At 36.2% G+C, this 21,651-nt stretch carries 26 protein-coding genes; 19 read left to right on the top strand and 7 right to left on the bottom strand.

The annotated features are described in order from the left end of the window. Window positions 1-14: 14 nt before the first annotated feature. Complete coding sequence (locus tag GHD00_RS02650) at window positions 15-287, bottom strand: SAV0927 family protein (RefSeq protein ID WP_240468577.1); 273 nt, start codon at window positions 285-287, stop codon at window positions 15-17. A gap of 103 nt (window positions 288-390) precedes the next feature. Between GHD00_RS02650 and GHD00_RS02655 the strand changes: the two genes are divergently transcribed. The 8 genes from GHD00_RS02655 (at window position 391) to GHD00_RS02690 (ending at window position 6,558) form a co-directional block, all read left to right on the top strand. Then, window positions 391-828, top strand: a complete 438-nt coding sequence (locus GHD00_RS02655; protein ID WP_163536562.1) for a DUF86 domain-containing protein — start codon at window positions 391-393, stop codon at window positions 826-828. Window positions 829-1,170: 342 nt separating this feature from the next. Then, complete coding sequence (gene moaA / locus GHD00_RS02660; protein WP_163536563.1) at window positions 1,171-2,187, top strand: GTP 3',8-cyclase MoaA; 1,017 nt, start codon at window positions 1,171-1,173, stop codon at window positions 2,185-2,187. A gap of 176 nt (window positions 2,188-2,363) precedes the next feature. Next, window positions 2,364-3,377 (top strand): ThiF family adenylyltransferase, encoded by a 1,014-nt coding sequence (locus GHD00_RS02665; protein ID WP_163536564.1) that lies wholly within the window; start codon window positions 2,364-2,366, stop codon window positions 3,375-3,377. A gap of 12 nt (window positions 3,378-3,389) precedes the next feature. Continuing rightward, the gene (locus GHD00_RS02670; RefSeq protein ID WP_163536565.1) at window positions 3,390-4,640 is read left to right on the top strand and encodes a molybdopterin molybdotransferase MoeA; all 1,251 of its coding nucleotides are present in this window, start codon (window positions 3,390-3,392) and stop codon (window positions 4,638-4,640) included. A 15-nt stretch (window positions 4,641-4,655) separates the two neighbouring features. Beyond that, complete coding sequence (locus GHD00_RS02675) at window positions 4,656-5,132, top strand: molybdenum cofactor biosynthesis protein MoaE (protein WP_163536566.1); 477 nt, start codon at window positions 4,656-4,658, stop codon at window positions 5,130-5,132. Beyond that, the gene (gene moaD, locus GHD00_RS02680; RefSeq protein ID WP_163536567.1) at window positions 5,125-5,358 is read left to right on the top strand and encodes a molybdopterin converting factor subunit 1; all 234 of its coding nucleotides are present in this window, start codon (window positions 5,125-5,127) and stop codon (window positions 5,356-5,358) included. The genes GHD00_RS02675 and moaD overlap by 8 nt, the downstream gene beginning before the upstream one ends. An 88-nt stretch (window positions 5,359-5,446) precedes the next feature. Beyond that, window positions 5,447-5,959, top strand: coding sequence for a molybdopterin-guanine dinucleotide biosynthesis protein B (mobB, locus tag GHD00_RS02685; RefSeq protein ID WP_163536568.1), 513 nt, complete (start codon window positions 5,447-5,449; stop codon window positions 5,957-5,959). 17 nt (window positions 5,960-5,976) lie between these two features. Further along, entirely contained in the window at window positions 5,977-6,558 is a 582-nt protein-coding gene (locus GHD00_RS02690) for a molybdenum cofactor guanylyltransferase (protein ID WP_163536569.1), read from the top strand. 145 nt (window positions 6,559-6,703) lie between these two features. Here the strand turns inward: GHD00_RS02690 and GHD00_RS02695 are convergent, their stop codons facing one another. Beyond that, complete coding sequence (locus tag GHD00_RS02695) at window positions 6,704-7,219, bottom strand: phosphatidylglycerophosphatase A family protein (RefSeq protein ID WP_163536570.1); 516 nt, start codon at window positions 7,217-7,219, stop codon at window positions 6,704-6,706. A 111-nt stretch (window positions 7,220-7,330) separates the two neighbouring features. Between GHD00_RS02695 and GHD00_RS02700 the strand changes: the two genes are divergently transcribed. The 4 genes from GHD00_RS02700 to thrB all read left to right on the top strand — a co-directional run bounded on the left by GHD00_RS02700 (window position 7,331) and on the right by thrB (window position 11,769). Next, window positions 7,331-8,296 carry a protein kinase family protein gene (locus GHD00_RS02700; RefSeq protein WP_163536571.1) on the top strand — a complete coding sequence of 322 codons (966 nt, stop codon included), beginning with the start codon at window positions 7,331-7,333 and terminating at the stop codon, window positions 8,294-8,296. Window positions 8,297-8,504: 208 nt separating this feature from the next. Then, window positions 8,505-9,797, top strand: a complete 1,293-nt coding sequence (locus GHD00_RS02705; protein ID WP_163536572.1) for a homoserine dehydrogenase — start codon at window positions 8,505-8,507, stop codon at window positions 9,795-9,797. Window positions 9,798-9,799: 2 nt separating this feature from the next. Then, window positions 9,800-10,861, top strand: coding sequence for a threonine synthase (gene thrC / locus GHD00_RS02710; RefSeq protein ID WP_163536573.1), 1,062 nt, complete (start codon window positions 9,800-9,802; stop codon window positions 10,859-10,861). Continuing rightward, the gene (thrB, locus tag GHD00_RS02715) at window positions 10,858-11,769 is read left to right on the top strand and encodes a homoserine kinase (RefSeq protein ID WP_163536574.1); all 912 of its coding nucleotides are present in this window, start codon (window positions 10,858-10,860) and stop codon (window positions 11,767-11,769) included. The genes thrC and thrB overlap by 4 nt, the downstream gene beginning before the upstream one ends. A gap of 139 nt (window positions 11,770-11,908) precedes the next feature. Here thrB and GHD00_RS02720 read toward each other — a convergent pair whose 3' ends face one another. Further along, window positions 11,909-12,139, bottom strand: a complete 231-nt coding sequence (locus GHD00_RS02720; RefSeq protein WP_163536575.1) for a NifU family protein — start codon at window positions 12,137-12,139, stop codon at window positions 11,909-11,911. Window positions 12,140-12,344: 205 nt separating this feature from the next. On the opposite strand from GHD00_RS02720, the gene GHD00_RS02725 reads away from it, so the two are divergent. The 3 genes from GHD00_RS02725 (at window position 12,345) to GHD00_RS02735 (ending at window position 13,949) form a co-directional block, all read left to right on the top strand. Continuing rightward, a complete protein-coding gene (locus GHD00_RS02725; RefSeq protein WP_481810371.1) occupies window positions 12,345-12,593 on the top strand; it encodes a YuzB family protein in 249 nt (82 codons plus the stop codon). 18 nt (window positions 12,594-12,611) lie between these two features. Beyond that, window positions 12,612-13,478 carry a diaminopimelate epimerase gene (gene dapF, locus GHD00_RS02730; protein WP_163536576.1) on the top strand — a complete coding sequence of 289 codons (867 nt, stop codon included), beginning with the start codon at window positions 12,612-12,614 and terminating at the stop codon, window positions 13,476-13,478. Between the two features lie 111 nt (window positions 13,479-13,589). Then, window positions 13,590-13,949: a HesB/IscA family protein gene (locus GHD00_RS02735; protein WP_163536577.1), complete on the top strand. Its 360-nt coding sequence runs from the start codon at window positions 13,590-13,592 to the stop codon at window positions 13,947-13,949. 348 nt (window positions 13,950-14,297) lie between these two features. Here the strand turns inward: GHD00_RS02735 and GHD00_RS02740 are convergent, their stop codons facing one another. Both GHD00_RS02740 and GHD00_RS02745 read right to left on the bottom strand, forming a co-directional pair. Next, a complete protein-coding gene (locus GHD00_RS02740; RefSeq protein WP_163536578.1) occupies window positions 14,298-14,846 on the bottom strand; it encodes a DUF3231 family protein in 549 nt (182 codons plus the stop codon). Window positions 14,847-15,040: 194 nt separating this feature from the next. Beyond that, window positions 15,041-16,024 carry an NAD(P)/FAD-dependent oxidoreductase gene (locus GHD00_RS02745; protein ID WP_163536579.1) on the bottom strand — a complete coding sequence of 328 codons (984 nt, stop codon included), beginning with the start codon at window positions 16,022-16,024 and terminating at the stop codon, window positions 15,041-15,043. Window positions 16,025-16,294: 270 nt separating this feature from the next. Between GHD00_RS02745 and GHD00_RS02750 the strand changes: the two genes are divergently transcribed. The 3 genes from GHD00_RS02750 (at window position 16,295) to GHD00_RS02760 (ending at window position 18,804) form a co-directional block, all read left to right on the top strand. Further along, a complete protein-coding gene (locus tag GHD00_RS02750) occupies window positions 16,295-17,512 on the top strand; it encodes an NAD(P)/FAD-dependent oxidoreductase (RefSeq protein ID WP_163536580.1) in 1,218 nt (405 codons plus the stop codon). Between the two features lie 236 nt (window positions 17,513-17,748). Then, window positions 17,749-18,060, top strand: coding sequence for a YuiB family protein (locus tag GHD00_RS02755; protein ID WP_163536581.1), 312 nt, complete (start codon window positions 17,749-17,751; stop codon window positions 18,058-18,060). Window positions 18,061-18,117: 57 nt separating this feature from the next. After that, window positions 18,118-18,804 (top strand): 3D domain-containing protein, encoded by a 687-nt coding sequence (locus GHD00_RS02760; RefSeq protein ID WP_163536582.1) that lies wholly within the window; start codon window positions 18,118-18,120, stop codon window positions 18,802-18,804. A gap of 60 nt (window positions 18,805-18,864) precedes the next feature. Here GHD00_RS02760 and GHD00_RS02765 read toward each other — a convergent pair whose 3' ends face one another. Then, window positions 18,865-19,338, bottom strand: coding sequence for a divergent PAP2 family protein (locus GHD00_RS02765; protein WP_163536583.1), 474 nt, complete (start codon window positions 19,336-19,338; stop codon window positions 18,865-18,867). 871 nt (window positions 19,339-20,209) lie between these two features. Beyond that, the gene (gene deoD, locus GHD00_RS02770; protein WP_163536584.1) at window positions 20,210-20,920 is read right to left on the bottom strand and encodes a purine-nucleoside phosphorylase; all 711 of its coding nucleotides are present in this window, start codon (window positions 20,918-20,920) and stop codon (window positions 20,210-20,212) included. A 347-nt stretch (window positions 20,921-21,267) separates the two neighbouring features. Here deoD and GHD00_RS02775 point away from each other — a divergent pair, with 347 nt between their 5' ends. Beyond that, window positions 21,268-21,531 carry a phosphocarrier protein HPr gene (locus GHD00_RS02775; protein ID WP_163536585.1) on the top strand — a complete coding sequence of 88 codons (264 nt, stop codon included), beginning with the start codon at window positions 21,268-21,270 and terminating at the stop codon, window positions 21,529-21,531. The last annotated feature ends 120 nt before the right edge of the window (window positions 21,532-21,651 follow it).

The following is a 21,651-nucleotide window of genomic DNA, read 5'->3' on the forward strand; positions in this document are numbered from 1 at the left end:
ATCGAAGGATAGTGTTAGCTTTTTAATAATGGAATAACACACCTTCTAAAATCTTCAGCATCCATTTCATTATATTGTAAAGCATGTTCCACTATATTTTCTTCAGAAATTCTCTCTTTGTCCACTTTTAAGTATTTATTGGTATTCAAATCCACAATAAGTAGGTCAGGTTTTATAGATGGTGTATCAATGATAGCTAAATCAAATAAATGAGTATCTCCTTTAAAGCTGACAAACTTTGTCGTCGCTTGCTCATCCGTATTTTTTAAGTAATTTATTTTTGACATGGATATCCCTCCTTTTTTTTACTAATATTAACAAAAAGTTCTAGTAAAAGAAAGATAACGGTAATGTATGATAAAATGAAAGAAAAATTTAGGGGGCTTCATCATGTATTTTGTCAATATTAATAAATTAAATGAAAAATTAAATTATTTGGACCAAAATTTCCCATTATATGAAAGCCAAGCATTCGATTCTGTGATGGAACATTTAGCATTAGAACGTTTAGTGCATGTCATGATTGAAACCATTCTGGATGTTGGAAACATGCTAATCGATGGATTTGTGATGAGAGATCCAGGGAGTTATGCAGATATTATTGATATTCTTGTCGATGAAAAAGTCATACCTGAACAGGAACAAAAAGCCTATCAAGATTTAATTGCACTAAGGAAAATGATCGTCAATCAGTATGATCAAGTCGACCATAATCGCATTAAAAATAGTTTGGACAAGAACAAGGATATTTATTTAACTTTTAGTCAAAATGTGAAAAGTTTCTTAGAAAATGAAACTGGTGTTGCCAATACATTTAGTCATGAATAAAAGGTATTGCTTTTATATAACAATCCTTCTTGTTTAATAAACATAAATTGCGACGTAACTTTGAAAAGTTCTTTTAAGACGAGTGCTATGATACCACTCCGGAAATATACTTCGCTTTTCCGCAGCGGGGTTCAGCACTTATATTGTTAATATACCTCAATTAGTTTATGTCGCAGTTTGGTTCAACTGTGTATTAAAACAACAAAGGTTACGAACAGAAAGTAAGTAAAAAGACAGATATTTTCTGTCTTTTGTTATATTTTCTAACAATGTTTTTGACCACTCGTTAGGATTGATTTAAAATAACTTAAATGATCAGTATAAGAATAGGAGCGGATAAATATGCAACAACCGGTCATGAAGGACAAATTTGGACGTCGTTTACAGGATTTACGAATATCCGTGACGGATCGTTGCAATTTTCGCTGTCGTTATTGTATGCCACGTGAAATCTTTGGAAAGGATTTTGCGTTTTTACCTAAAGATCATTTGTTAAGCTTCGAAGAAATTGAAAGGTTAGCAAAAGTGTTTCTTCAAATAGGAATAAAAAAAATTCGCATAACTGGTGGAGAACCTTTATTAAGAAGAGAATTAACCGCATTGATTGAGCGTCTTGCCAACCTCGATGGTTTAGAAGATATCGGATTAACTACTAACGGCGTGTTATTAGGCAAGGAAGCAAAAAGATTGAAGCAAGCAGGCTTAAAGCGCGTCAATGTTAGTTTGGACGCATTAGATGATGAAACGTTCATGGCAATTAATGACAGTGCAATGCGTACAAAGCCAGTGGTTGATAGTATTAAACAGGCAAAAGAAGCGGGGTTAGAAGTGAAAGTCAATATGGTCGTTAAAAAGGGAATGAATGACCATGAAGTGTTACCTATGGCAAATTTTTTCAAAGATTTAGGTGTGACACTGCGGTTTATTGAATTTATGGATGTTGGTCAATCCAATGGATGGGATTTCAAGCATGTGGTAACAAAAAAAGAAATGTTTGAAAAAATCTCCCATGTTCATGAGCTGGAGCCAGTGGATCCGGCATATATTGGTGAAGTGGCTAAACGTTATCGTTATAAAGGTACAAATACGGAAGTAGGCTTTATTACATCAGTTTCTGAATCGTTTTGCTCTACTTGTACAAGAGCTCGGATTGCTGCTGATGGACACTTTTTTACTTGCTTGTTTGCAAGTGAAGGACTAAATCTCAAAGATATCTTACGTAATGGAGCAACGGACAAAGAGTTGTATCAAACCATTGCTAATTGTTGGAGAAAACGTGATGATCGTTATTCTGATGAAAGAACAGAAGAAACGGTGAAAAATCGTCAAAAAATTGAAATGTCATATATTGGTGGTTGATAAAGAGAGACTTCCATCATTGAGGGGTTCATCCCCTTCTTGATGAGTTAGCAAAACTTATCAGGGTGCCAGCGTCCATTACCCCCACTTTTACTTCTTTCCTCATTCTAAGTCTTTGGGGTTCTTACGGACGATTTTTCACCGTGATAAAGTTATCGAAGGTAAGGAAGGTAATCATGGAACATGTAGATCGTTTTCATCGGCAAATGTTATTTCAGCCTATAGGAGAGGAAGGACAACAGCAATTAGGGAGGAAACACGTTGTAGTTGTTGGTTGTGGAGCATTAGGATCGTCTATAAGTGAAATGTTAGTTAGAGCTGGAATTGGAAAATTAACGATAATAGATAGAGACTATGTGGAATGGACGAATTTGCAACGGCAGCATTTATTTGTAGAAGCGGATGCAGAAAAAGTGCGCCCAAAAGCGATAGCAGCAAAAGAAAGATTACAGGAAATAAACCAGCAAGTAGAAATTGAAGCTATAGTTATTGATGCCAATCCGGACACCTTACCACCATTTGTTAAACAATGTGATCTACTAATAGATGCTACGGATAATTTTGATACACGGTTTGTTATCAATGATTTTGCGCATAAATACCAAGTCCCTTGGATTTTTGGTGCATGTGTGGGGAGTTCTGGAATGACCTTTACGATTATCCCGAAGAAAACGCCTTGTTTAGACTGTTTATTAAAAGTAACGCCAATGTTTGGTGCCACTTGTGATTCAGTCGGTGTTATCGGGCCAGCTGTACAAATGGTGGTGTCACATCAAGTGACAGAGGGTCTAAAACTTTTAGTAAAGGCAGATCAATATGTCCGTTCAAAGCTAGTTTTGTTTGATTTATGGAAAAACCATTATCAAATGATTGACGTGTCTAAAGCAAAAAATGGACAATGTTCAACTTGTGGACACCATCCGTCTTATCCAACCCTACAGTATAAAAATCAGCCTAAAACAGAAGTGTTATGTGGTCGAGATACGGTTCAAATAAGAGGAAAGAAATATGATCTAGCTATATTAGCTAAACGACTAAAAGATTTTGGTCATGTTCATCAAAATCCATTTTTAGTATCGGTTTATGTGGATTCTTGCAGACTTGTTTTTTTTCAAGATGGAAGAACCTTTGTTCATGGGACAAATTCAATCGAGGAAGCTAAAAGTATCTATTATCAAATTGTAGGTTAGGAGCGTAGACTTATGTTAAATGAGCGAATACCTATTCCGGTAGAAGAAGCAATAACCCGGGTAATGCATGAAGCGAAGCTAGGAGACATGGAATATGTCCAAATAGAAGAAGTCTATCAAAGAGTATTAGCGTCTAACATCGTAGCGGATCATGATGTACCATCTTTTGATCGGTCTCCGTATGATGGGTTCGCTATTATCGCTAAGGATACAGGATCAGCTTCTGCTCAGAGGCCTATTACGTTAGAAGTAGTTGGTCATATTGGTGCAGGTTCCGTTTACAATCAACCTCTTCAGAAAGGGCAAGCGGTTAGAATTATGACTGGTGCACAGATACCTGATGGTGCAGATGCTGTGATCATGTTAGAACATACGGAAACTGTTACAGATTCTGATAAGACATTTGTTAACATTCAACAACAGATGAAGCATCATCAAAATATTTCTTTCCAAGGAGAAGATGTGCAAAAAGGTGAGACGATTGTGGAGAGAGGTACTTTGATTAATCCTGGTATTGCAGCCTTGTTAGCTACATTTGGATATAAAAAAGTTCCAGTAACTAGAAAGCCTGTAGTAGGTGTTATCGCGACTGGAAGTGAGTTGTTAGAGGTTGATCAACCCTTACAAAAAGGGAAGATACGTAACAGTAATACTTATATGTTAATGGCACAAATTGAGCGTGCTGGAGCCAAACCTAAATATTTTGGCCAAGCCAGTGACCAGTTAGATGTCTGTATAAATCAGATGAAAAAAGCAATAGATGAAGTCGATTCTTTAATTACTACAGGTGGTGTGTCTGTAGGGGATTACGATTTATTACCTGAGATATATGAACACTTTGATGCAAAGGTTTTATTTAACAAAGTGGCCATGAGACCAGGAAGCGTAACAACAGTTGCAAAGTGTCAGGATACATTATTATTTGGTTTGTCCGGAAATCCGTCTGCTTGTTATGTCGGTTTTGAATTATTTACGAAACCATTGATACAAGCTTTTTTACAACAAAAAAGTGTTGGATTATCTCGTAAACAAGCTACTCTTGATGTTGATTTTTCAAAAGCAAACCCATTTGATCGATTTATTAGAGGACATGCGGAAATACGTGATGGTATGTTAGTTGCCTACCCTGCTGGCAAAGATAAATCTAATATGGTTCATTCTTTAGCAGATGCTAATGTGCTAATCCGTTTACCTGGAGGTACAGAAGGATTCCAAAAAGGCGATAGTGTTGAAGTATGGTTGCTAGAAAATGATACGATGTAATGAAGGAGAATGGTAGTGACGAAGAAGTTATTTGAAATTGTAGAAAACCCAATAACTGTAGGTCCACTTATAGATAAAGTTATGAGGAGAGAAGCAGGCGCCATTACTACTTTTATCGGCACGGTAAGAGAAATAACCAATGGCAAACGAACCATCAATTTAGAATACCAAGCATATAAACCGATGGCTGAAAAAATGTTAAAGCAAATTGGTGACGAAATTACAGAAAAATGGCCAAGCACTTATGTTGCAATCACTCATCGTGTTGGAAAATTAGATATTTCAGATATCGCAGTGATTATTGCTGTGTCTTCTCCTCATCGGAAGCCTGCGTATGAAGCTAATGAGTATGCCATTGAACGAATTAAACAAATTGTACCGATTTGGAAGAAAGAACAATGGGAAGATGGCAAGGCATGGATTGGAGATCAACTTGAGAATATACCTTATCCGAAAGGAAAGCCAGACATAAAGGGGGATGACCATGATTGAGGTTTTACTGTTTGCTCAATTACAAGAGGATGCAGGCACCGATCGTTTAACATTAAATATAGAAAAACTTTCTGTAAAACAACTGAGGAAAAAGTTAATGGAAACTTATAATCTCCAGCAAGTAAAAGAATCGATGGTAGCCGTCAATGAAGTTTATGCTCTTGATAAAGAATGGATCCAATCAGGAGATACTGTGGCCATTATTCCACCTGTTAGTGGTGGTTAAGAAATTTTACTTTTTTGACTGTGAACAATTGTCCGTAAGATCCCACTGATGGAAGTTCCTCTTTATCTTATTAGTGAAGGCGTGAATCATGATGTATGTTATTCAAGTCGTTGGTTATAAAAATAGTGGAAAAACGACACTTGTATCAAAATGGATTAAATACTTGCAAGCAAAGGGTCTCTCAACAAGTACTATAAAGCATCACGGTCATGGAGGGAAACCTGATACAATAAAGACCAAAGATACTGAAAAACATATGGAAGCAGGTGCAGGTCTTACATCTGTATTAGGGGAGAAGGAAGTCTTTTTAAACGCTCGTTTAGACCAGTTGCCTGTTGAAAATATATTAGACATATATTACTATCTTTCAATTGATGTCGTGTTCATTGAAGGATTTAAATCCTACCCATTTCCTAAAGTTGTGATGTTACGAGATGAAAATGATTTTGGCCTTTTAAATACATTAGAAAATATACAAGCAGTTTATACGATGAGCAAATTTTGTCAGTCATATGATGATGTATTTGTTACCCAATGCAAAATGGAGTTGATAACAGAAATTTCTGATCGTTTAGATTTCTTTCAGGATCAAAGGAATTAAAAAGGTGGGGTGTACGGATGACAAAGGAACATATTGGAATTATTTTAGCTGGAGGCCAATCTCGTCGCTTCGGTTGCCCTAAAGTTTTTGCTGGTTACAAGAATCAACCTTTCTATCAACATGCCATTCAAACATTAACCCCTTTTTCAATTGATATATATATGATTATTCAAAATAAATGGCGGGATGACTTAAAAAATAGCTCTGTAAGCTTATTAGAGGACACACCAAAGTTTGCTGGAGATGGTCCGCTTGCCGGTATCTATTCGGCTATGGAAGTAACAAATGCTACGTGGTATATGGTTATACCAATTGATACGCCTTTGATTCGTCCTGTCATTTTTGAAAAGCTAATGGAAAAAAGGGATGAAAAAAGGCAGGCAGTGATTCCTTTTGTTGATGGAAGAAAGCAGCCGCTAATAGCTATTTATCATCATGACACTAAACCAATCATCAAAGAGCAGTTACAAAAAGGTGATCGGTCCATGAAAGGGTTACTTGATCGAATATCTGTGCAATATGTTCCATTCTCAGACAGCGATAAACATGTATTTATAAATATTAATAGCAAGGAAGATTATCAAAAACTTCCCATGTAAAAAAGCCTTGACATTACTCGTCAAGGCTTTTTACGAACCAGCCAGGGAAATACAACAAGAATCATGCGGAGAGTGAGTATATTTCCTCAGCGTCGGTTTAGCTCTTAAGTTATATAAAGTTCAGGTTAGTAATATTTAAATGATATTATTCGTCGTCTATGGTAACATCATTTGCTGCAGAGTGAGCTAATCGTGAGGAAGCTGCTGCAGCAATTGCTCCAACAATATCATCTAAAAAAGTGTGGCAATCAGCACTAGACTTGTCATTTAATTTTTCCAATATACCGGGCTTCTGTTTATCAATGTATCCATAATTTGTAAAACCAATAGAGCCATAAACATTCACAATAGATAAAGCGATGACTTCATCAATACCATAAAGGCTCTCATCTGTTTCTATAATTTCTTGTAAAGGTTTGGATAACTGTTTTTTCTCTGCTAAAACGTCTAATTGAATACCTGTGATAACGGCATTTTGTACTTCGCGCTTCATCAGAACTCGATTTACGTTTTCTAAACAATCATCAATCGATAAATTTTCTTGATATTTATTTTGTAAAAAATAGACTAGTTCTGCTATGTCTCTTAGTTCCACTCCACGTTCTGTGAGCCAATTTCTAGCTTTCTTTTCTAATTCTGTTTGCTGACGTTCATTTTGCATTCAGATCACATCCTATAATTTTCATTTTCGTGATTTCATAACATATATTTAGTATAACAGAAAATTACGTCTTCTTTCTTCATTTGTTAACGAAAAAGAGGGGGAATATACATGCACTCTATATTTTTGCATTATTCTATACCTGTACCGAACACGCAAGTTAGTGATTCTCCATATTCGGTGTTTCAAGATCAGCAATATTATTATTTTGTGATACCGACAAGGCTGCAAGAACAGACTTTTTTAGAACAATACACCATTGCTAAGCATTTCCATCAGTACCAGTGGGAAAATGTACTTTTACCTGTTCAAAATGTACATAATCAATGGATTACGCAGATCGGTCAAGATAAATATGTTTTATGGTATGCAAAGAAAGGTAATGATGCGCCTTTTTCTGGTTCAATCCTTGCACAGTTTCATCAAACAGGATTCCCATATCCTTACCAGCCTCGTACAAGTAATTCTTATGGAAAGTGGAAAGAGTTATGGATACAAAAACTAGAGCAATATGAACAAATGTATCAAACTTTGTATCAAAAACGTCCTGTTTCTCGTTTTATTCGTCACTATGTGGATATGTTCCCGTACCTTGTTGGATTATCCGAAAATGCTATTCAGTATTTAAATATTGTGGAAGCAGAGAGTCGTTTTAATGAATCTGACCAAGGTACTTTTACATTTGGAAGATATCATCTATCTATGCAAAATGATTTTATTTATATGCATCAACTTGTTTATGATCATCCGGTTCGTGATATAGCAGAAGGTCTCCGTTACTTTTTGCTGCAAAAGGATGGAATAACGAAAGTGGAGTGTAAAAAATTCATCGAACAATATGTGTCGATCCAACCTTTGTCCATTTTCAGTTGGAAACTGCTATATGCGAGATTACTCTTTCCTATTCATTTGTTTGATATAGTTGATAAATTTAGTCAACAAGATGGGGGGGAAGAAATAATCGAAGAAATAATTGTTAGCCAATCTTATTATGAAGCAAATTTGCGTGACTTTTATTATGAAATGGGCGTTGATGAAAGAGAAGCAAATATAATACAATTAGATTGGTTATATTAAAAGAGAAGACCGCAGAATAATAATGCATCTCCTAAAATGAGATGCATTATTATTTTTTGTATTTTAAAAATTATAGTGTACAACGCTTACATAAAATTTTCTTCAAAGAATGGGCTAAATGATCTTGATTATGTAGTTTATGAGATGTATAATGTCCACTATATATAAACAAATGTATTCGTGAAATGTACAAAGGGAGGACGATGTCGTGAGTCAAGTAAACGTAGGACTATGTGGTCTAGGAACTGTAGGAACGGGTGTTGTAAAGCTATTACAAAACCATGCAGAAGAGATAAAACATAAAGTGGGCAGTGAAATTAATATAAAGAAAATTCTTGTTCATGATATAGATAAAAAACGGGATGTTTCAATTGACCGTGAATGGTTAACAAATGATCCAGAAGAGTTAGTGAATAACCCAGAAGTTGATATTATCATTGAAGTAATGGGTGGCATTGAAGATACTAACGTTCTATTAGAAAAAGCCATTAGTAATAAAAAACATATCGTCACAGCCAACAAAGATTTAATGGCAGTACATGGTCAAAAATTATTGCGACTGGCAAAAGAGAATCAATGTGATATTTTATATGATGCGAGTGTAGCAGGTGGCATCCCCATTATTCGTTCCTTAACAGAAGGATTAGCTTCAGACCGCATCCAAAAAATTATGGGTATTGTCAATGGAACAACTAACTATATCTTAACTAAAATGACGGACGATGAATTAGCTTTTGAGCCTGTACTAAAAGAAGCACAAGAGCTTGGATTTGCAGAGGCTGATCCAACTTCTGATGTGGACGGTTTGGATGCAGCACGTAAAATGACATTGCTAGCTAATTTAGCTTTCAAAATGGAAATTGGCTTAGATGATGTAGAAGTTTCAGGAATTCGAACAATTTCGCAAGAAGATATTACTTTTGCTACAAGTTTAGGGTATACTATTAAATTAATAGGTATTGCATCTATCCATAATGGAAAAGCGGAAGTAACCGTAGAACCGACCTTATTACCAAAAGATCACCCGCTAGCACTAGTAAAGAATGAATTCAATGCTGTATATGTGTACGGGGAAGCTGTTGGTGAGACAATGTTCTATGGACCAGGTGCTGGGAGCATGCCAACCGCAACTGCTGTCGTTTCTGATCTTATGGATGTTGTGAAAAACACTCGTCTTGGTATAACAGGAAATGAATATGTCACCCCTCAATATGAGAAACAACTCAAAGAAAATGATGAGAAATACATGCAATACTTCATTAGAATGGAAGTGGATGACACTGCTGGCACTTTCCAAAAGATTACAAACGTCTTTACAGATGAGAATGTAAGCTTTGCTAAAATTTTACAATTACCTTCTGATAAAGAGAAAATGGCTGAAATTGTGATGGTGACACACAAGATTAGCAAACAGCAATTATTAAACAGCAGAGAAAACTTAAAAGATTTAGACGTAGTAAACAGAATTATTAGTTATTATCGCGTCGATGGGGAGGATTAAAAATGGCTTGGGAAGGTCTAATTAAACATTATCAAAAACATCTACCAGTGGAAGAAAATACACCAATGATTTCATTGCATGAAGGAAATACACCTTTAATTAAATTAGAAAAACTATCAGAAAAGTTTGATATTAATGCATATGTGAAATTTGAGGGATTAAACCCTACCGGATCATTTAAAGATCGTGGCATGGTTATGGCCATGGCAAAAGCAGTAGAAGAAGGAGCAAAGGCAGTTATTTGTGCTTCTACCGGTAACACTTCAGCTTCTGCTGCAGCTTTTGCGGCACGTGCCGGCTTAAAATGTATTGTAGTCATTCCAGAAGGGAAAATTGCACAAGGGAAACTTGCTCAAGCGGTAATGTATGGTGCTGAAATCTATTCTATTAAAGGAAACTTCGATGATGCGTTGAAAATTGTTCGTAAATTGGCAGAATCGGGCGATGTAGCTTTAGTAAACTCTGTAAATCCTTTTCGTATTGAAGGGCAAAAAACAGCAGCATTTGAAGTGTGTGATGTGTTAGGAAAAGCGCCAGAGTATCTCTTTATTCCAGTAGGGAATGCAGGAAACATTACAGCATACTGGAAAGGTTTTAAAGAATATCATGAGCAAAAGCAAACAGGCTTGCCGAAAATGATGGGATTTGAAGCAAGTGGTGCTGCAGCCATTGTACATGATCGTGTATTTGAGAATCCGGAAACAGTTGGTACAGCAATCCGAATTGGAAACCCTGCAAGCTGGCAAGGTGCTGTGAGTGCAAGAGATGAATCAAATGGTAACATTGATGAGGTAACAGATGAGGAAATGATTGAAGCATATAAATGGATTGCGGCAAATGAAGGGGTATTTGCAGAACCTGCATCGTGCGCATCTATTGCTGGTTTATTTAAAGCATTAGAACGCGGAGACGTTGAAAAAGGATCGACGGTTGTAAGTGTGCTAACAGGTAATGGATTAAAGGATCCAAATACAGCTATCGATTACAGTGAAGTGAAACCAACTGTTTTACCAAATGATGAAGAAACGGTAATTAATGAAATATTAGGTAGTGTCAAGGCATGAGTTGGGTAATAAAGGTACCTTCTAGTACATCTAATTTAGGGGCAGGTTTTGATTCCGTTGGATTAGCACTTAACTTATATTTAGAATTAACAGTGACTACATCCGATGAATGGGAGTTTGTTCCTACATCACCTAGTTTGGAAGGGACACCAACAGGAAAAGACAATTTGATATATGAAATTACCGAAAAAGTAGCGTTGAAATACAGTAAGTTGGATCAATTAACTCCATGTCGCGTGGAAATGAAAAGTGAAATTCCATTAGCAAGAGGGTTAGGCAGTAGTGCTACAGCGATTATAGCAGGAATTGAGCTAGCCAATATATTATTGAACCTAGATATGACGGAAGATGAGAAGTTACAATTTGCTACAGACATAGAAGGGCATCCGGACAATGTTGCTCCGTCCTTACTAGGGGGTTGCATCATCGGTCATTATGATGGCAAGGTTACGTATACGAAAATCCCTGTCAAAGGGGTTACATTTGTTGCTGTTATCCCTAGTTTTGAACTAAAAACTAAGGATGCTCGTGCTGTATTACCAGACACGTTTAGTTTTAAGGAAAGTGTTCAGGCGAGTGGTATAGCAAACGTGAGTGTAGCAGCTATCTGTCAAGGAGATTGGTCAACACTAGGAGAAATGATGAAAAAGGACTACTTCCATCAACCACACCGGAAATCGTTAATCTCCCATTATGATCAGCTTGTAAATTATTTAGATGAAGATGCGTACGGTGTTTTTCTAAGTGGGGCAGGTCCTACTATGATTGCGGTGGTTGATGATAAGAAGGTATTTAGCTATTTAAAAATGTGGAAAGCTGACTTTCCAGAGTTTCAATGGTTGCCATTACAGGTGGAAAATAGCGGTTCAAGTGTTGCTCCGTTACCAACAAAGGTTTATCAAGAATAAGAACTGCCCTCATTGGGCAGTTCTTTTTCTTACCATATCAGAGAATTTATCACGGTGAATAATCGTCCGTAAAACTCCCACTGATTAAGTTATCAAGTAAAAAACGAATACCTATGATGAATAGGTATTCGTTATCTAATTAAAATACTTGTTCTATTTCTGTTACACCAGGTACCTCAGCCATTAATGCTCTTTCGATACCTGCTTTTAATGTGATGGTAGAACTTGGGCAGTTTCCGCATGCGCCCATTAGACGTAAGCGTACAATACCATCTTCCACTTCTACTAATTCTACGTCACCACCGTCACGTAATAAAAACGGACGTAATTTATTTAACACTTCTTGTACTTGTTCGGATTGTTGTTCCATCATGAACTTCTCCTTTCCAACCTACTTCTATTATAAATGCTTAGTAGAAAAAAATCTATATTAGCAACCTTGTTCATTGATAAAGTTTTTCAATCTAGTGTATATTTTATCGTCAATTCGATTATTTGTAAATAAAAGCATATCAAAAATATAATAAGTCATGAAGGGAATCGAACATTTCTAGTCGGTTAAAAGGTGTGATATAATGATAATGACAGTAAAAGTAAATTTTTGTGTAAAAAATTTAGCTAAAGGAACGGAAAAAGTAAAAGAAGAGTTAGAAAAAGACCCAGATATAGAAGTAAGTGAGTATGGTTGTACCAGCTTTTGCGGAATTTGCAGACAATATCATGTAGCCATTGTTAATGGCAGACCAGTAATAGCTGATACACCAAATGAATTAATCGAAGCAGTATATGATTATATAGACAATGAACTATTTGATGAAAGTTAAAAAAGGAGTTACACGCACATGAAAATACCATTTACAAAAATGCATGGACTAGGGAATAGTTATATATTCATTGATGTATTTGAATTTCCCTTAGAGGAAACAATATTGAGCGATTTAGCAATTAATGTTGCAAACAAAGATATTGGAATTGGTTCAGATGGTCTTATTTTAATCCATCCAACTGATAAAGCAGATGTCGGCATGCGAATCTTTAATAAAGATGGTTCTGAAGGGAAAAACTGTGGAAACGGTCTTCGTTGTGTAGCTAAATATGCATATGAACACCAATTGGTAAAAAATAAACAATTTACAATTGAAACAAAAGCAGGGAATGTTACAGCAGAGGTGCATGGAGAACGTGATCTTGTAGAAGAAGTAACGGTCGATATGGGCAAGCCATATTTAAATCGTGAAGAAATCCCGATGTTAGGGAGTAGCCAGGAACAAGTTATTGCTGAACCATTTGAAGTGGCAGAAAATAAATTATCTGTTACGACGGTTTCCATGGGGAATCCTCACGCTGTATTTTTTGTAGATAATATAGAAGATGCTCCGTTACAAACATTAGGACCAATCATCTCAACAGATGAAAGATTTCCAGAAGGTGTTAATGTAGAGTTTATTGAAAAGGTGAATGATCATAAGCTTCAATTCCGTGTTTGGGAGAGAGGATCTGGCATTACGCAAGCATGTGGAACAGGAGCATGCGCTTCTGTGGTAGCATCGGTTTTAAATGGCAAGGTGCAACAAGGAGAAGAGATTACCGTACATCTAGCTGGCGGTGATTTGTTTATTACATGGGCAGAAGATGACCGTGTCTGGATGCGAGGAAAGGCTGAAACAACAGTGGATGGCACATTTTTTTGGTCAGGAGCTAAGGCATAAAGCAGTTTAAAAGCTATGATAAAAACAGATTGATTGAACTCATGTAAAATCCTTTGTATACTGGAGTGTGCAATAGAAGGTTAAAATTAGAATAGAAAAAGGAGTTTTTCTATGATTATCAATATTACCGATAATGCGAAATATCAAATAGAAGAAATGATGAAGGAAGAAGATGCAGAAACCGTTCGTCTTCGTTTCGGTGTAAAAGGTGGCGGCTGCAGTGGTTTATCTTATTCTTTAGGATTTGATTATGATGTCAATGAAGAATTAGATCATACCGAAGAATCAAATGGAATTCCATTAACCATTAAAAAGTTTGACATTGATGTGATTGATGGAACAACTATTGATTTTAAACAAAACATGATGGGTGGCGGTTTTACCATCGATAATCCGAACGCGATTGTATCATGCGGATGCGGATCGTCCTTCAAAGCAAAAGACCGAGAAGGTTCACCTGAAAATTGTTAATATGCACAGAGTTGGATGATTAATAGTACCAGGATAAAAATGAAACTTGAACGGTAAAGATAACTCCAATTTTGCAATTTTTGGTTGTAAATTACCATAATCTCTCTTAGATGATCATTCAAAATTCACTAGGAGAGATTTTTTGTTTTAAAAATGTATAAAAAATTGTGTTGCAAGCAGCTTAGCTTATAGAAATAACATTATCCAAAATTGACTTTTGCAATCTTATGTATGGGAAAAAACGAACTAAAAAAGAAAAGATACCTTATTGCACAAATTAATTATATCGACAACAATCCTATGAAATTAGGTATGAGAAAGTAAAGAAAAAAAGAAGGAACACCAAGATTAATTCTTTGGTGCCCCAGGTGGATAGTAATAGGGTGGAACTTTAATCCAGCCATGTTCTCTCATTTTAGTTTTAACATCTATTCCATATATTGCCTTTTCGGAATGAAACCTTATCCACATTAGTCCTATATCACTTCGAATACTCTGGCTAATATTAGTAGAACACATTACGATGTTTGATGCAACTTTAGCTGAAATAAGATTAGCAATTTCTGAATCAGTTGGTTTTACTCCTAGTGGAATGTCATTGGGATCAGAAATGGGTTTATGTTCATTTGTATCAGATAAGGGAATGCCTTCTTTTAGCATAAAGGATTGTAAGGCTTGTTGTTGATTTGTAGCAAGCTTCTTGCCTTCTTTTAAAAGGTCAATGAGTACATCATCAGTGGTAGTATTTAAAGCAGATTCAAGCACGGGAATCTCTTCTGATAAGGCCGTATAGTAAAGCCAACATCCCGTTGCTTCACCAATATGTACTCTTGATTTAGGTTCATTGTCAAATCTTGTTCTTAAATAATCAAATAAGGCTTCTATCTTTTTTGGCAATCAAAGCACCTCAAATCATAATAGTATTTATTAACATAATTAACTTAAATTGGAATTTTATACATTCGATATATAGAAGAATAAGTTATGATTTTTCATAACGCTTTATAAACACAAAAAGGGCAGCAGTTCATCTAATGAACCAGCTGCCTTTTTCATTTAACAAGCAAATATCTTCTAGTGAAAATTCTTCCTTAAAACATGCTAGTAGAATGCTTTGGCTGTACTCTTGCTTTTGGATCCATATAAGCTTTTGCATTATTGACGGCTGTTGGACCTTCCCCAAATCCAGCAGCAATTAGATTTACTTTTCCTGGATATGTGCAAATATCTCCTGCTGCGTAAATTCCAGGAACATTTGTTTCCATTTTGGAATTAACTACAATGCTGTTTTTTTCAATCTCTAGTCCCCAATTTTTAATCGGCCCGAGTGATGAAATAAATCCGTAATTTACTAATACGTGATCGACATCAAGGACGACCTCTTTGTCTCCTTTTACTTCTTTTAATCGGACTTGATCAATTTTGCTCTGTCCGATTAAACTTTCGGGCACATATGGTGTTAAAATATTCACATTTGAATTCATCAGTGTTTCCACACTGTGTTCATGTGCACGGAATTTATCTCGACGGTGAACTAATGTCACTTCTTTTGCAATTGGTTCTAACATTAATGCCCAGTCTACGGCTGAGTCACCACCACCGAAAAGAACGACCCTTTGGTCTCGGAATTTATCCATATTGTCAACAAAATAGTGCAAGTTCTTATTTTCAAAGTTTTCTGCGTTATCTATTGCTAGCTTTCTTGGTTGAAAAGCTCCATTACCGCCCGTAATGATTATCACTTTTGAAAAGTGTGTTTCATTTGGTGTTGTAATACGAAACGTATCATCTTCTAAACGTTCTACTTTTTCTACAGATTGATTAAGCACAATTTCTGGCTCAAATAAATCTGTTTGTTCTTTTAAATTGTCAACTAGCTCTTGTGCACGAACTTTTGGAAAACCTGCTATATCATAAATGTATTTCTCTGGATATAATGCGCTTAGTTGTCCGCCGATGTGTGGAAGGCTTTCGATAATTTTGACAGATGATTGTCTCATTCCGCCATAAAAAGCGGTAAATAACCCAACAGGGCCAGCACCAATAATCGTTATATCGTAAACTTGATTAGACATGATAGAATCCCCCTAAAATAAAACATGCATCAATGCCTACCATTTTAACATAATTTGTCGTAAAATGAATAGTACAACACCTTATTAAAGCTGAGAATATCCTGAGAGAAAGAAGAATCTTACAGAAAATTTAAAATCAAGGGTTGAAAAATGTCAAAAAAACGTCTAACATATATTGAGGACTAATTATTTTATTTTCAAAACATACGCCTTAGTACGTGAAATACATCACGTACTATAGCAAAAAAATCTTAAATGGATGTGAGAGCAATGAATCAACCAAAAATTGTTATCCTAGGAGCAGGATACGGAGGCTTAACTACTGTTAGTAAGCTGCAAAAAGAGTTAGGTGTAAATGATGCACACATTACATTAGTCAACAAGCATGATTATCACTATGAGTCTACTTGGCTGCATGAAAATGCTGCAGGAACACTTCACCATGACCGTAGTCGAGTTAAAATTAGTGATATCATTAATTCTGCAAAAGTTAACTTTGTACAAGACACTGTAACTGCAATTAAACCAGACGAAAAGAAAGTAGAACTGGAAGACAGTGTTTTGGAGTATGATTACTTAGTAGTAGCGCTTGGTTTTGAAGCAGCAACATTTGGTATTCCAGGCCTATTAGAAAATGCCTTTACAATTGGAAGTATTAATAAGGCACGACTTATTCGTCAACATATTGAGTATCAATTTGCTCAGTATAATAATGAGCCAGAGCCGAAAGCAGAGCGATTAAATTTCGTTGTCGGTGGTGGTGGTTTTACAGGTATTGAATTTTTAGGAGAGCTTGCGAACCGTGTTCCAGAGTTATGTGAAGAATACGATATCGACCGCAGTAAGGTTCGTATAATCAACGTAGAAGCAATGGACACGATTATGCCAGGATTTGATCCAGAGCTAATCGAATATGCGATGAACTCATTAGAAGCACGTGGCATCGAATTTAAACTAGGTGCTTTCTTAAAAGAGGTCAGAGAAGATGGTATTACCATTGAACAAAACGGTGAGAAAGAAGATATTCCAGCAATGACAACTGTTTGGGCAGCTGGTGTCCGTGCTAACCACTTAGTTGAAGAGTCTGGATTAGAACACAATCGTGGTAAAGTCGAAGTGAAATCAGACTTGCGTGCACCTTCTCATGAAGATGTATTTGTAGTAGGGGATTGTGCTTTAATTTGGAACAAAGAAATTGATCGTCCATATCCGCCAACTGCACAAATTGCGATGCAAGAAGCTGAAGTATGTGCACATAACCTAACAGCATTGGTTAAGGGTGGCGAACTTAAAGATTTCGCATTTATTAACCGTGGTACAGTATGTTCATTAGGTGAGAATGATGCGATGGGATCTATCTTTGGCGGTAAAAAGCTATTTGGATGGTCTGCAAGCTTTATGAAAAAAGTCATCGACAACCGTGCTTTATATAAAATCGGTGGCTTAGGTCTAGTATTGAAAAAGGGAAAGTTTAATGTTTTTTCATAAATAGAGCTTAGAAAGCAGAGGCATTTCCTCTGCTTTTTCTATTAAAAAAACTGTGTTATATATCGCTGTTAATATGTTGCAAAAATGAATGGAAATAAGCTTAGAGAAATGAATTCGATATCATGAACTATACCTATAAGAAGAGGTTAATAGAAGCTATTTTTATAGTTGCAACGAGGCAGAGGGCGTAATAAAATATGATTGTTATAGTATTTCAAAATTGAGGGAGAAATATCATGATTCAGTTAACTATATCTGTATTATTGTTTTTCGTGTTGTTTTTTGGTATTAGCTTTATTTTAAACATGATTTTACGGCAAACATGGTTAATGGCAGGCGTGTTTCCATTAATAGTTATATTAATAGTTGATAAACTACCGTTTTCTACATATTTCACTGATTTTCCTTATTCGGTCCAAAAAGTATGGAACGAAATTCTCTCATTGGGGATTCAAGATATCATCATTCTTTCTTCTGGATTTATCGGGACTATTGCAGCAGGAATGGTTATTAAATTCTTAAGGAAAAATGGTTATCAAATGTTTTAATGATGTATAAAAAGTATTCAAGTGGTTAAGATGACACCTAGAAAGGTGTGATCTTATATGAATCTGTTAAAATGGTTGAAAAGAAGCCTTTTTATCATTTTATTTGGTATGGCTGCATTAACTAGCTTTTCATCTGTTTCAAATGTGTCAGCAAAAGAAGTGGCTGAAAGCATTGGTTCCAATGCAGACAACCAATGGCAAGCTTTTCATCATTCGTTGGACAAATGGTTAGCAGGGAAGAAAAAATTTGTGAAAGATATTCAAAGTAGAGTAACTTATATTTCTAGTGAACAAGTAACAGAGCCAACGACACTAGAAGAAACAATAGACTTCTCAGAATATGAAACAAAAAAAGTCGTAGCGACTGGTTATACAGCAGGTGTTGAGTCTACGGGTAAATCTCCTGACCACCCGGCATATGGTATTACCTATTCAGGGGTTAAGGTTACCCGTGATTTATACTCTACCATTGCTGCAGATTTAAGCGTTTTTCCAATCGGCACCATTTTGTTTATTCCAGACTATGGTTACGGAGTAGTAGCAGATAAAGGTGGAGCGATAACAGGAAATAAAATTGATTTATATTATCCAACGGTAGAAGAGGTCTATGAGAAGTGGGGTAAAAAAGAAGTTTCCGTTTATGTGATTGAATATGGAGATGGCAACTTAACAGAAGAGGCTATTACCGATCTAAATGAAACGGAAGCATTACAAGTATTCAGACACCAATATAAGTCAGAGTAAGAACAGCTCCTTAACGATAAGTTAAGGAGCTGTTTTATTATTTTGTACGTTGTTCTTTTATTAAAAAATAGGAAAAAGTAGAAATGCGAGAATAATGCCTGTTAGTCCGCCAAAGAAAACTTCAATTGGTTGGTGGCCAAGTAATTCTTTCAATTCTTTCTGTTTTTCATATTCCCCTTTTTTCTTCCAGCCTTTTGCTTCTGATACAAAATGATTAAAATCTTTTACTAGCATATTAATTAAAATAGCTTGTTCACCAGCTTGTCTTCTGATTCCAGTCGCATCAAACATAATAATGATGGCTACTACACAAGAAACAGCAAACAATCCGGATGAAGCTCCGTGCTCTATACCGATACCAGTTGCAACGGCAGTCACAGCAGCAGAGTGACTACTAGGCATTCCGCCAGTGCTAAATGCTAAGCCGGGTTTAAACTCCTTTGTTGCAATAAAATGTAAAGGGACCTTAATTGTCTGTGCAAAGACAATGGCAATTAATGCGGACCATAGTGGAAAATTAGCGAAAATCTCCAATTAGAACATCCTCTCTATATGTAAACTGGCAAAAAACCAGTCGATGTGTATGGTAGTGATATATATTGATCAAAATGATATGTATGTTATGTTTATTCAAGTATTTAAATAAAGGCTGTTTTCTAACAGATTGTTGCTTTTTATAAAAAGTCTAATTGCACAATGTCCATATAATACGCAATAAACTTTAAAAGTTTTCCTCTCACTCTGTTCACGATGAGTGCTTAATCGACGCTGCGGGAAAAACACTCGCTTTCACCCAAGGGTACAAGTGTGACATCTATTCAAGCTTCCTTTGGTCGCTTTCGCAGTGTCTTCTTTGCCGTGGGGAACGCTTCAGCCTCCTCGGAAGCAAAGGACGCTTCCTGCGGGTCTTCAGACTGTTCCTTTCCCACCGGAGTCTCATAGTTTTCCGTAGCTTGGATGGTGCTCGTTTTTAGTAGAAAAAATACATTTTCCTACTACTCACGAGCAGAAGAAATATACGTAGACTCCTGGGGGAACAGCGCGAGCTGAAGATCCCGCAGGCAGCTTGCTGCCGAGGAAGCTGAAGCCGTGCCCCCGGAAAGCGAAGTATATTTCTGGAGCGGTATTCAGAGCTTTTTTAAGGCTTATGTCGCAGTATTGTTCAACTGTGTAGTAAAAAAACAACAAAGAATACGAAAAGAGCCAATGAAAAATTCATTAAAATGAAAGTTGCTAATATTGTAAGTATTTCCTTTATTATAGCATAGCACTTTTGGAATTTATAATGTAAACGATCTTTTTTACAGCACCTTATCATGAGATAAGAAAAGGTGAGATCAGTCAGATCATCACCTTTAATCGTCAAAGGAAAGCCGCGGTGTTGCTCCGAGGCTTGTCCGATATACTACTTTTTAATCGCAGCGTCGAGGGATACTTCGATCATATCATTAAATGTTGTTTGTCTTTCTTGTGCAGAAGTTTCTTCTCCAGTAATAATATGATCAGAAACCGTTAGAACAGATAAAGCTTTTCGATTAAATTTAGCGGCAAGTGTATATAGAGCTGTTGTTTCCATTTCTACTGCTAATACATTATACTGATCTAATAATGTTAATAACTCTTTCATATTATCTCGATAAAAACTATCACTTGTAAAGACGTTTCCAACACGAAGGGAAAGGCCTTTGTCTTCTCCTGTTTCATAAGCCTTTTTTAGTAATGAAAAATCGGCTGTTGGAGCAAAGTCAATCCCGCCAAACACCATACGATTCATTTGAGAGTCTGTTGATGAAGTACTTGCTAAAATAACATCACGTACATGAACGTCTGTAGAAATAGCTCCACATGTGCCAACACGAATCAAGTTTTGTACATCATAGCTTTGAATCAATTCATTCACATAGATCGAAATTGATGGTACACCCATTCCGGTACCTTGAACCGAGATTTTCTCCCCTTTATATTGACCTGTATAGCCATACATTCCACGAACTTCATTATAACAAGTCACATTATCTAAAAAATTCTCTGCAATATATTTAGCTCGAAGCGGGTCACCCGGTAATAAAATAGTATCTGCAATATCACCCTTATTGGCGCCTATATGTACACTCATCTGTTCGACCTCCTTCATAATATAAAGAGAAACTTCCATCAGTGGGGGGCTTCATCCCTAACTGATGATTAGCGAAACTTATCAGGGTTCTAGCGTCCGTTCTGCCCACTTCTACTTCTTTCATTATTCTAAGTCTTGAAGTGAGGGTCTTACGACGGTTGTTCACCGTGATAAATTGAAAATACCATAAACAATAAGGAAATACAAATGTAAAAACATTTGAAAAACATTAGCTTATTAGTTTCTAAATCACCTTTAATCGTATATAATGTATCTAGTTAGTTTATTAGAATTGTATAGGCTTTCACAAGATGGTAAGTCTTTTGATTGGAAGGGGAGGAATATCGATGAAAGAACAGACATTTACTATTCAAAGTGATACTGGTATACATGCTCGTCCAGCTACATTGCTTGTTAATAAGGCGGGTCAATATGAATCACATGTTGAGTTGCATTATAATGGGAAAACAGTCAATTTAAAATCTATTATGGGTGTTATGTCACTAGGTGTTCCAAAAGGGGCAGAAATTCGAATCACGGTTGATGGCAGTGATGAGGATCAAGCGCTTGAAGGAGTAACAGAAACGATTAAAGAGCACTTAGGAGAATAACGAACGGTTTAGAAAGGGGTTGTCTCATAAGTTCAGTTTACGAGTGTTAAATTCCAGTTATTTGTACAGTGAGCTGACTTTTGGACAGCTCCTTTCTTTATACTATCAGAAAGTATTGGG

Source organism: Gracilibacillus sp. YIM 98692 (assembly GCF_010993965.1).
Lineage (GTDB): Bacteria > Bacillota > Bacilli > Bacillales > Amphibacillaceae > Gracilibacillus.